Source organism: Rhodococcus sp. BS-15, assembly GCF_000813105.1.
Lineage (GTDB): Bacteria > Actinomycetota > Actinomycetes > Mycobacteriales > Mycobacteriaceae > Rhodococcoides.
This window is the reverse complement of the sequence record NZ_BAOX01000191.1, coordinates 1-9,688: the sequence shown is the minus strand read 5'-3', so window position 1 is coordinate 9,688 and position 9,688 is coordinate 1. Positions and strand designations below refer to the sequence as shown.

At 64.6% G+C, this 9,688-nt stretch carries 9 protein-coding genes and 2 pseudogenes; 3 read left to right on the top strand and 8 right to left on the bottom strand.

The features are described from left to right. Positions 1 to 139 precede the first annotated feature (139 nt). From RHBS_RS31625 to RHBS_RS18825, 5 genes and pseudogenes are all read right to left on the bottom strand, one after another. Entirely contained in the window at positions 140 to 262 is a 123-nt protein-coding gene (locus RHBS_RS31625) for a hypothetical protein (RefSeq protein WP_272913878.1), read from the bottom strand. A gap of 93 nt (positions 263 to 355) precedes the next feature. Next, positions 356 to 505, bottom strand: a complete 150-nt coding sequence (locus tag RHBS_RS29130; protein WP_187298549.1) for a hypothetical protein — start codon at positions 503 to 505, stop codon at positions 356 to 358. Positions 506 to 880: 375 nt separating this feature from the next. Further along, positions 881 to 1,392: pseudogene (locus RHBS_RS18835) on the bottom strand (DUF427 domain-containing protein). Between the two features lie 22 nt (positions 1,393 to 1,414). Next, on the bottom strand, positions 1,415 to 2,197 hold the full coding sequence (locus tag RHBS_RS18830) for a DUF2637 domain-containing protein (protein WP_128646216.1): 783 nt from the start codon (positions 2,195 to 2,197) through the stop codon (positions 1,415 to 1,417). Between the two features lie 260 nt (positions 2,198 to 2,457). After that, the gene (locus RHBS_RS18825; RefSeq protein ID WP_128646215.1) at positions 2,458 to 3,405 is read right to left on the bottom strand and encodes a LysR family transcriptional regulator; all 948 of its coding nucleotides are present in this window, start codon (positions 3,403 to 3,405) and stop codon (positions 2,458 to 2,460) included. 123 nt (positions 3,406 to 3,528) lie between these two features. Between RHBS_RS18825 and RHBS_RS18820 the strand changes: the two genes are divergently transcribed. Then, positions 3,529 to 4,032 (top strand): sugar O-acetyltransferase, encoded by a 504-nt coding sequence (locus RHBS_RS18820; RefSeq protein ID WP_187298548.1) that lies wholly within the window; start codon positions 3,529 to 3,531, stop codon positions 4,030 to 4,032. A 14-nt stretch (positions 4,033 to 4,046) separates the two neighbouring features. On the opposite strand, the gene RHBS_RS18815 is transcribed toward RHBS_RS18820, so the two are convergent. From RHBS_RS18815 to RHBS_RS18805, 3 genes and pseudogenes are all read right to left on the bottom strand, one after another. Then, complete coding sequence (locus tag RHBS_RS18815; RefSeq protein ID WP_237669406.1) at positions 4,047 to 4,850, bottom strand: dienelactone hydrolase family protein; 804 nt, start codon at positions 4,848 to 4,850, stop codon at positions 4,047 to 4,049. 260 nt (positions 4,851 to 5,110) lie between these two features. Continuing rightward, positions 5,111 to 5,413 (bottom strand): WhiB family transcriptional regulator, encoded by a 303-nt coding sequence (locus tag RHBS_RS18810; RefSeq protein ID WP_008713079.1) that lies wholly within the window; start codon positions 5,411 to 5,413, stop codon positions 5,111 to 5,113. A 121-nt stretch (positions 5,414 to 5,534) separates the two neighbouring features. After that, a pseudogene (locus RHBS_RS18805) lies at positions 5,535 to 6,094 on the bottom strand (gluconokinase). An 80-nt stretch (positions 6,095 to 6,174) separates the two neighbouring features. On the opposite strand from RHBS_RS18805, the gene RHBS_RS18800 reads away from it, so the two are divergent. After that, complete coding sequence (locus RHBS_RS18800; RefSeq protein ID WP_121872171.1) at positions 6,175 to 6,918, top strand: FadR/GntR family transcriptional regulator; 744 nt, start codon at positions 6,175 to 6,177, stop codon at positions 6,916 to 6,918. Between the two features lie 59 nt (positions 6,919 to 6,977). Further along, positions 6,978 to 9,530 carry a trehalose-phosphatase gene (otsB, locus tag RHBS_RS18795; RefSeq protein WP_121872170.1) on the top strand — a complete coding sequence of 851 codons (2,553 nt, stop codon included), beginning with the start codon at positions 6,978 to 6,980 and terminating at the stop codon, positions 9,528 to 9,530. The last annotated feature ends 158 nt before the right edge of the window (positions 9,531 to 9,688 follow it).

Genomic DNA, 9,688 nt, shown 5'->3' with positions numbered 1-9,688 from the left:
TTCCCGACGGGTGTTGTGGTGGGGCGTCCGGGGATCGGCTGCTGCGGGGTGGCGCGAGCCCGACGGCGTGGTGCTGTTCGACGCGGCCACCGGCGCTGTGCGGCAGATGGTCTCGACGACGGGTGCGCCGCGTCATCTCTCACTGGCCGGTCCCGACGGCCCGGTGCTGGTTCCGCTCGAGGGCAGCGACGAACTGCTCGAGATCTCGCTCGCCGACGGCGCGATTCTGTCGACCGCCACCGGCGTCGGCCGTCAACCGCACGATGCCGTGCAGACTTCCGACGGCACCATCGTGGCCACCAACGAGATGGGCGGCGGAGTGATCTTCCTGCGCGGCGGGTCGGTGGTGGGGGAACTACCGCCTGGCCCCGTCCAACCCGGTGGTGTCGCCGCTCTCGGCCCGTTCGCTGCCGTCGCAGATGTGCAGGGCAACGGTGTGTGGGTCTACGACGGTACGACGCAGCAGGAGGTGGCGCAGGCTCCGATCGGCGTCAAGCTCACGCACGCGGTGACGGTGAATCAGACGGTGGCCGGGTTCGCCGACACCGATGGCGGCACGGTCCTTCTCGCATCGGTCGACGCTGACGGGGACATTCGTCAGATCGCTTCTATCGATGCGCCCGGCAACCCGTACGGGCTCGCCGTGGATCCCGAACGACGGCTGCTGTTCGTGACGCTGACCGCATCGAACGTACTGCGGGTCGTCGATGTGTCCGATCCCGCTGCTCCGCGCACCCTGGGCGATGTCCCGACGGTGACGCAGGCCAATTCGGTTGCGGTCGATCCGCGGACCGGCGACGTGCTGGTGACCGGCAGCGACCCGGGCGCGAGCAGTTCGATTCAGATCATCACCGCGCGGAGTTGCCTGGTAGTTAGACCGTCACCAGCCGTAGGACCCTGGGATTCCTTTGAACGGGCCCACCACGTCGTCGGTGATCCAGCCTCGTAGAACCCGCCTTCCTGGGGCCGGACCGCTTCGCCGTCGATCTCGCAGTCCAGACGACTGGGCGAGAAGGCGAGGTACCCGGCGATCTCGGCGAAACGAGGAGTGGGGTTCTCGTAGCTCCATCCTGCGGCGGGTGCGACGGTATCTCCACCGTGCACGTCCCAGTAGGTGGCAGCACCCTTCCACTCGCAGTGCGTCGAGCGGGCGTCCGAGGGCGTCAGCGCACCCGGAACCACGTCCGCAGGCGAGATGTACCAGGTCGGTGGGTGGCTCGTCTCGAGCACGCGGTACGCGGCGGTGGTGCGGGCGACCACCTCGCCGCCGAGCCGAACGACCAGGGAACGGTTGGAGGCCTCGAGTTTGGGCGGGCGGGGGTAATCCCAGACGGACTCCTGGCCCGGCTTCGGCTTCTCGGGAACGACGGATCTCGGCAGATGTGAACTCATACTTCGATGGTGCCACCGGGTGTCATGGGGCGTCGACGGGATAGAGATCGTCCACCCGTTCCTCGTCGAGAATCCAGCGATCCACCTCGTCGAGAGGTTCGACCGTGCGCACCGAGGTGACCGAGGCTTCGGGCGGGCGCTGTTCGGTTCGACCCGGCTCGGTGCGGACTGGTTCGGTGCGGATTGGTTCGGTGCGGATTGGTTCGGTGCGGACTGGTTCGGTGCGGACCGGCTCGGTACGGACCATCGGCGCGGGTGCCGGTATGTCGGGCGTGGGGAGTTTGGAGGTGGGGAGTTCGGCCCCAGGTGTCACGGGTTCGACTCTCGGGACCGCGATTGCCACCTCTTCGGGGGCGGGGTCTTCGTCGGCGATGTCGATCGTCTTCGGCAGTTCCGCCGGTATCCGAACGAGGATGCCGAGTCCGTGCGTCGCGGCCAACAAGCTCACCGGGGCGACGGTGGCAATGGCCGCGGACAGGGCTGGATGCAGTGTGCCGGCGTCGGAGATGAAGGCGTGCATGGCATTTGCGCCGATACTCACCAGAGCTGCCGTGATCAACACGCCCCAGAAGAAGCGTCGACCACTGCGTTGATCCTCGAATTGGGCGAGCGCGATGACGGAGATCGTGGCCTGCAGGATGGTGCCGTCGACGATCACCGGCCACAGCCAGGACAGTGAGCGCGGAACGCCTGCCATCGTGGCGAGATCCCACAGTGCGGCGAAGCTCAGCACGAAGGACGCAATTCCGATGACGGTGGTGATGACGACCGCACTGACGAGCGTCGCACGCAGGACCTTGTTCATGGATCGTCATGAAACACGATGCCACCGACAAGTTCGACGGATCGGGCGGGAGCTACCCTCGAGGCACCCGGCTATCGCGTGGTGAACGCGCCGCCGTTGCCGTGAAGCGTCTGACCGGTACTAGGCAGAGCACCCGCCGAGGAGAAGAACACTGCCACTGCATTCACCGCCACCCGGGCCGTGCTCCACCCTCTCTACATCGATTGCGATTGAACGTGTTCAGGCCACGCGCATGCACTTGCCAGCGTCCTCGTGGCGCATCAAGCCCAGGCGGGCGGCGTCCAGGTTTCGGCGAGGGCGAGGTTCTTCTGACTGCTCTGCGAGCTTTGCAAGTACTCGAGGAAAACCCGCAGCGCGGGTTGCCTGTTGTCAGCGCGCCAGACGATCGCATGTGGATAGACCGGGGTGGGATCGACGATCGGGATTCTGCGCAGATCGTAGGACTCGGGCCACAGATACCTGGACCCCTCACCGATCAGAGTGGATATAAGGGCAGAATTCGCAAGCTCTTCGAGAAGTACGTCCACGCCGAAACTTGTTCCGACCGAGTCGATTCGGATCCCGAACGTTCGGCCGAACTCGTCGTAATATGCACCCCAGTCGGTGTCCGAACGCACGCCTGGCATCCATATCCGGTGTGGACGAAGATCTGCGAGGGAGACGGAAGCCTTGTCAGCAAGGGGATGCTTCGGCCCGGTGAGTAGTTGATGGCGATCGTCGATGACGCGCGTCGACCGAAGTTCGGCCGGAAGCGTTCGACTGCGCGTAGCGCTGATGGCGCGGAAAGTTGCGTCCACACTGCCGTCCAAGACGGCGTCGAGGGCAGCGTCGGTGTTTGCGTCGGGGAGGGTGACGACATCCAGATCGATCTGTGGGTGGATCCTGTGAAATGCCTGCAGTGAGGTCGCAGGAGCCGTGCGACGGTTGAGAACGTCGACCCGTAATGCTCTGATGCCCAACGCCACCGAACCGGCGGCCCGCTGTGCACTCTTGACCAGCTCGCGCGCATGGGGCAGGAAAGCCTGCCCGTCCACACTCAATCGGGCTCCCCTCCCGGAACGCACGAACAACGAGACACCGAGGCTTCGTTCCAGTGCCGCAATGCGTTTGGATACAGCCTGTTGTGTCAGCCCCAACCCGTCAGCGGCGGCCTGGAACTGACCTCCGTCTGCGGCTGCCACGAACGTCCGCACGGCCTCCGTATCCACCGTCGAACCCTATACGGACAACCATCGGTTGTGACTCGCCGACCTCGAGGTTGTTTGTCGACCTTCAACGGGTGCAGTTTGCTCGACATGCCCATCCGGAAGAGGTTCGCAGAGAGGACCGCCATGAACTTCGCCGAAAAAGTGCAGCGCGCAATCATGCTCACAGCAAAAATCAGTACGATCCCCTACACCGACCAGCGGGCCATTCGAGAGGGCTGGCAGGAACTGACCGGACAAACTGTCGACGACGACTTCCATCTCATTCCACCGGTCTTTTCGGACCACGGGATCAACATCCGCATCGGCGGAAATGTGTTCGTGAATCAGAACTGCCGCTTCAACGACATCGGCGGGATCGAAATCGATGACGACGTCATGCTGGGGCCCAATGTCAGCCTGATCACCTCGGGGCATCCGATCGAACCCGCCGGGCGACGGGCCGGAATCACCTCGGCACCGATCACGATAGGACGAAACGTCTGGATCGGAACATCAGCACTGATCCTGCAAGGCGTCACCATCGGCGCGGAAGCCATCATCGGTGCCGGCGCTGTCGTCACTCGCGACGTACCCCCTCGAACGTTGGTGGCCGGGGTGCCGGCAACTGTGGTCAAGACACTCGCCTGAGTTCTCGGTGCCATTCAGTTGGTCCCCAGCGCCCTCTCGAAAAGGGCGAGCAACCGGTCCCAGTGCCGCTGCAGCCCAGCCGGATCGAAGGCGTCCGTGTCGGACATCGTGAACCCATGAATTGTGCCGGGATAGATCTCGGAGTTGTAGCTCAACTGTGCGGCGTCCAACGCTCTATTTAATTCGTTCAGAGCCTCGGGCGTCAGATCGCCTGCGGCGTGGCCAAAATGGACTTCGGCGGTGATTTTCGCAAGCTCTTCGATTCGGTCCGCTGCCACCGGGCCATGGAATGCGGCAATCGCGGCAATCCGGCTCGGGTACACGGCGGCGGTTCGCGTCGCGAGCAGACCACCGATGCAGTAACCGACCACCCCAACTTCACCTGTGCTCACTTCAGGCTGTTCTTCAAGAAATTGTAGGTAGACCTCGGCGTCGCTGGAGACGCGCTCGGCAGTGTGCAGATGGATGAAAGGCATCAACTGGTCGACGAGTGCCGGCCGAATTTCTTCTCCGATGTGGTCGGGAAGCGCGACGAGGGGCGCTCGACCATGTCGGTAGAAGATGTTGGGAACGAGCACGTAGTAGCCATGGGCGGCCAACTTTTGTGCCATCTCACGAAGCACGGGCCGAGGACCGAACGCATCGGGATACATCAAAACGCCTGGGTGCGGCACCTGGTCATCTGGAAACGCGGCGAAGACGTCGGCGTGTCCATCCGCCATCGGGATCTGGAAAGTTTTGGTGGGCATGAATTCTCCTGTCGTGGTTGATTTTTCGATACCATCAACACAACAAGGCGGACCCCGCGCTCCCGTCAAAACAGGGCCGGGTCACCGATCCGTGTGTGGCGCAACGCCGTCCCGGTGGTCATTGCCAAAGAATAACGCGTCCGGAGCCGCCGACACCAGACTCGCGGAGATCGGTCGAGAACACTCCCGGAGGTGGACCGTGGATCACGACTGCTGGTCGACCCCGACGTCAGCCACCGGACGGTGCGTCCGGCTTCCTCGGCGCTACCCGAAGAGGCGGGGATGACGGAGATCGTTGTCGACGTCTCCGCATCCGCGGTACAGGAAGCTCAAGCGGTTCGGACGGCTCCGCGGTAGAAGTCGGCGCGATCGTGTGCAGACATTCCGCCCCACACGCCGTAGGGCTCGTTCGCCTCCAGGGCGTGCTGGCGGCATTGTTCGAGTACCGGGCAGCGGCCGCAGACCTGCTTGGCGGATTTTTCACGCGAGGTGCGGGCGCGTCCTCGTTCGCCTTCGGGATGGAAGAACACGGACGAGTCCAATCCGCGACACAGTCCGTCGAGTTGCCAGTCCCATACGTCTGCGTTGGGTACGGGAAGTTGGACCGGCCTGGCGGGTGCGCCTCGCACCATGAGCTGTCTCCTCACTGAAAAAGTGAACAAGCTCACTATCTCGCATTCGTCATACTTTTACAAGTCCTTTCGGTCATTCGTAGTACTTAAAAGCAAGCATGCTTGCTTGAGTTTTCTTCGATCAGTGACTCTCGGACATTCCCGCGCGCTTCTCGAGCTCCAGCAGAATGTGCTCGGCGATCTTGGTCGGGGGCGGACCGATGTCGACGACGATGGAGTTCTCGTCCTCACCCAGCGGCTCGAGGGTCGAGATCTGCGTGTCGAGCAGCGAGGACGGCATGAAGTGGTCCATCCGAGCATTGAGGCGACCGCTGATCCGATCCTTCGTTCCGGCCAGATGCACGAAGATCACCTCCGAACCCTCCCTCGACCCAGCAGCCAGCACGTCCCGATACGTCCGCTTGAGGGCCGAGCACGTCACGATCCCCGATCGGCCCGTCGTGGTGTGGTCGGTGATCCATTCCGCGATCACGTCGAGCCACGGCCACCTGTCCTCGTCGGTCAGCGGCTGACCGGCCGCCATCTTGGCCACGTTGCGTCCGGATGCAGGTCGTCGCCCTCCTGCAGGTCCCATTTCAACGCGCCGGCGAGAATTCCCGCCACCGTCGACTTGCCCGAACCGGACACTCCCATCACTACGAGAACCGGATGATGCGCTCTGCCTGTCGTCTGTGATGCCATCCCTCGATACTGCTCCATCTCGCTCCGGCGGATCGGACAGACGCGAGAATCCGGGCAACCCGTGGGACGATCGGTCGGACATGAGCGAGACCAGCGACTTCCGCCAGCTTCACGATTCGGTGCTCGACGAGCTCGGTCGCGACATCGTGAGCGGCGCGATCCCGAGCGGGACCCGAATCTCGGCCGACGACGTCGCCGTGCGGTTCACGGTGTCGCGGACCGTCGTCCGGGAAGTGGTCCGCGTCCTGGAATCGCTGGGGTTGCTCACCGTGCGTCGGCGCGTGGGGATCACCGTGCAGGGCTCGCAGAACTGGAACTCCCTCGATCCGGTGGTCATTCGCTGGCAACTGGCCGGGCCCGCCCGCGCCGAGCAGTTGCTGCTGCTCAGCGAATTGCGTTCGGGCATCGAGCCTTTGGCGGCCAAGCTCGCGGCGCATCGAGCAACGCCCGAGCAATGCGGCGCGCTGACGGCCGCTGTCATCGGAATGTCGTCGACGTCCCGGGCCGCGGATTCCGACGCCTACCTCGAGCACGACAGCAATTTCCATCGCACATTGCTGGCGGCCTCGGGCAACCCGATGTTGCGGTCGATGTCCGACATCGTGGTGGAGGTGCTGGCCGGACGCACCCGGCATTCCCTGATGTCGCGGCAGGCCGACCCGGAGGCGATCCGGCTGCACGGCGTGGTCGCGTCGTCGATCCAATCCGGCGATGCAGACGGCGCGCAACGCGCCATGTTGGCCATCGTGACCAAGTCCGCTGCCTCGATGTCGGCGGCCTCCGGTGTGACTCCGTCGCCCGGTCTGGTCCCCGACCAGCAGTGATACATCACGCGCACAAAGCCAGGTACGCCGAGGCGGGGTTCATCGCCTAGATTCGACGGGTGACTGCTCTCGAATTGCCGCTCGAACTTCGCCGCGCACTCGTTGGAGTAGCTCGGACTCCGCGTCTGCTCGTCGCGTCCGATTACGACGGCACCATGGCGCCGATCGTCTCCGACCCGCAGAAGGCCTTCCCGCACCCAGAGTCGGTCAGCGCCATGCGCGGGCTCGCCTCCCTGGCCGGCACCAACGCTGCCGTCATCTCCGGACGTGCCCTCCGCGATCTCGCGATCCTCTCCCGCCTGCCGTCCGAGGTGCAGTTGGTGGGCAGTCACGGCAGTGAGTTCGACGCCGGATTCATCAACGCCATCGACGAGAACGCCAAGAAGCTCCTCACCGTCATCACCGGCGAACTCCAGGCCATCGCCGACGCCCATCCCGGCGTGAGTATCGAGACAAAGCCGGCCAGCGTCGCGCTGCACGTCCGCAATGCCGAGACCGCCGCCGGTGACGAAGCGCTCGCAGCGGTGCGATCCGGTGCCGCTGCGCGGGACGGCGTTCAGGTCACCGAAGGCAAGTCCGTCATCGAACTGGCCGTCATCGTCACCGACAAGGGCGTCGCCCTCGACATTCTTCGCCATCAGGAAGCCGCCACTGCCGCAGTCTTTTTCGGCGACGACGTCACCGACGAGAAGGCGTTCGGACACCTGCACGGGCCGGACATCGGCGTCAAGATCGGGCCGGGAGACACCCTCGCGGAGTTCCGGATCGACAGCACCGAGCAGGTCGCGCTCGCCCTGGCATTTCTGCTCGAAGAGCGACGGCAGTGGCTTTCGGGAGCCGACGCCCCACGCATCGAACGACTGACGATGTTGGCCAGCCCCAATGCCGTAGCGCTGCTGACCCCCGACGCCGACGTCACCTGGCTGTGCCACCCCGAACCCGATTCCGCAGCAGTGTTCGCGCACCTGCTCGGCGGCGATCAGGCCGGCCACTTCAGCGTCGGACCCACCCGCGCATCACTTCCGCTGAGTCAGCAGTACGTGGACGGCACGATGACGGTGCAGACCAAGTGGGCCAGCCTGCAGGTCACCGATTACCTGCCGCACGACATCGGCCAGGGCCAGACCGCGCTGACGCGAGTCATCACCGGCAAGGCCACCGCCGTGGTCACCTTCGCACCGCGTCCGGAATTCGGAAAGGCCTGGGCCTCACTCGAACCCGATGTCGACGGTCTCCGCATTCTCGGTACCGCAGATCCGATGGTGCTGCGCAGTCCCGGCGTCACCTGGAACATCGTCTCCGACGGATCTCAGCAGACGGCACACGCCGAGGTCGATCCGTCCGACGGACCGATCGTTCTCGAATTGCGGCTCGGCACAGACGATCTGACCGAATACCCGTGGGACGAGGTGGAGCGTCGCCGCGCCTCGGAGGCATACTGGAAGGACTGGGCCGACGGCCTGGACCTGCCTCCACTCAAGCGCGATCTGATGAAGCGATCGGCACTGACCCTCCGCGGCCTCGTACATGCCGAGTCCGGCTCGATCATGGCTGCGGCCACCACCTCACTGCCCGAGGACATCGGCGGAGTACGTAACTGGGACTACCGATACTGCTGGCTGCGCGACGCCGCACTCACCGCAACCGCGCTGGTCGACGTGGGATCGATGGCGGAGGCAGAGAACTACCTCTCCTGGATCCACGGTGTGCTCGAGTCGGTCTCCGGCCCCGAGCGTCTGCACCCGCTCTACACGATCTGGGGTCTCGGCCTACCGCCCGAGGCCGTCATCGACGAGCTGCCCGGCTACGCCGGCTCGCGTCCGGTACGCGTGGGAAATGCTGCCAATCAACAGGTTCAGCTGGACGTCTTCGGTCCCATCGTCGAACTGGTGTCCGCTCTCGCCCATGCACGCAAGGCCGCAGGATCGGACCACGTTCTGTCCGAAGACGATTGGGATCTCGTCCGCGCCATGGTCGAAGCCGTCGAGCGTCGGTGGTTCGAGCCCGACCACGGCATCTGGGAGATCCGCGACAACCCCCGTCACCACGTCTACTCCAAGGTGATGGGCTGGATCACCGTCGATCGCGCCATCCGACTCGCCGAAAAATTCGGTCGCACAACAGAACCCAGCTGGGCATCTCTGCGCGCGACCATCCGCGAGGAAGTGCTCGCCAACGGCTGGAACGAGGAAGTGCAGTCCTTCACCGCCGCGTACGACGGCACCGACCTCGACGCCGCCACGCTGTTCATCGGACTGTCCGGACTGATCGACCCGGCCGACCCACGCTTCGCGGCCACCGTCACCGCCACCGAAGCCGAACTGCGCAGCGGCTCGACCGTGTACCGATACCGCCACGACGACGGACTGCCCGGCGGCGAAGGTGGCTTCCACCTCTGTGCGGCCTGGCTCGTGGAGGCATACCTACTGGTGGGACAACGCGCCGAAGCCGAAGCACTGTTCGCCCAACTCGTCAGTGCTGCAGGGCCCACCGGACTGCTCAGTGAGGAATACGATCCCATCGCCGAACGATCCCTCGGCAACCATCCGCAGGCCTACAGTCACCTCGGTCTGCTGCGTTGCGCGAGATTGCTCAGCGCTCAGCCTGCTTGACCCCCGCCCCCCTTCCGCGTCAATGGCCCCTCCCTGGTTGGGATCAATGCGCCTTTGTTGCACTCAGAGCGACTGAATCTCACATTCATCCCGAACGGGGGGGCGTGTGGGCGGGCAGAAGGCGGGCGGGCAGGAGAGCGGGCGGCAAAGGTCAGGCG

Bases quoted from the DNA above. Each gene is read 5' to 3' on its own strand.
- RHBS_RS18830 (WP_128646216.1), bottom strand. From the start codon at position 2,197: ATGAACAAGGTCCTGCGTGCGACGCTCGTCAGTGCGGTCGTCATCACC.
- RHBS_RS18820 (WP_187298548.1), top strand. From the start codon at position 3,529: ATGAACTTCGCCGAAAAAGTGCAGCGCGCAATCATGCTCACAGCAAAA.
- RHBS_RS18810 (WP_008713079.1), bottom strand. From the start codon at position 5,413: ATGGTGCGAGGCGCACCCGCCAGGCCGGTCCAACTTCCCGTACCCAAC.
- RHBS_RS18800 (WP_121872171.1), top strand. From the start codon at position 6,175: ATGAGCGAGACCAGCGACTTCCGCCAGCTTCACGATTCGGTGCTCGAC.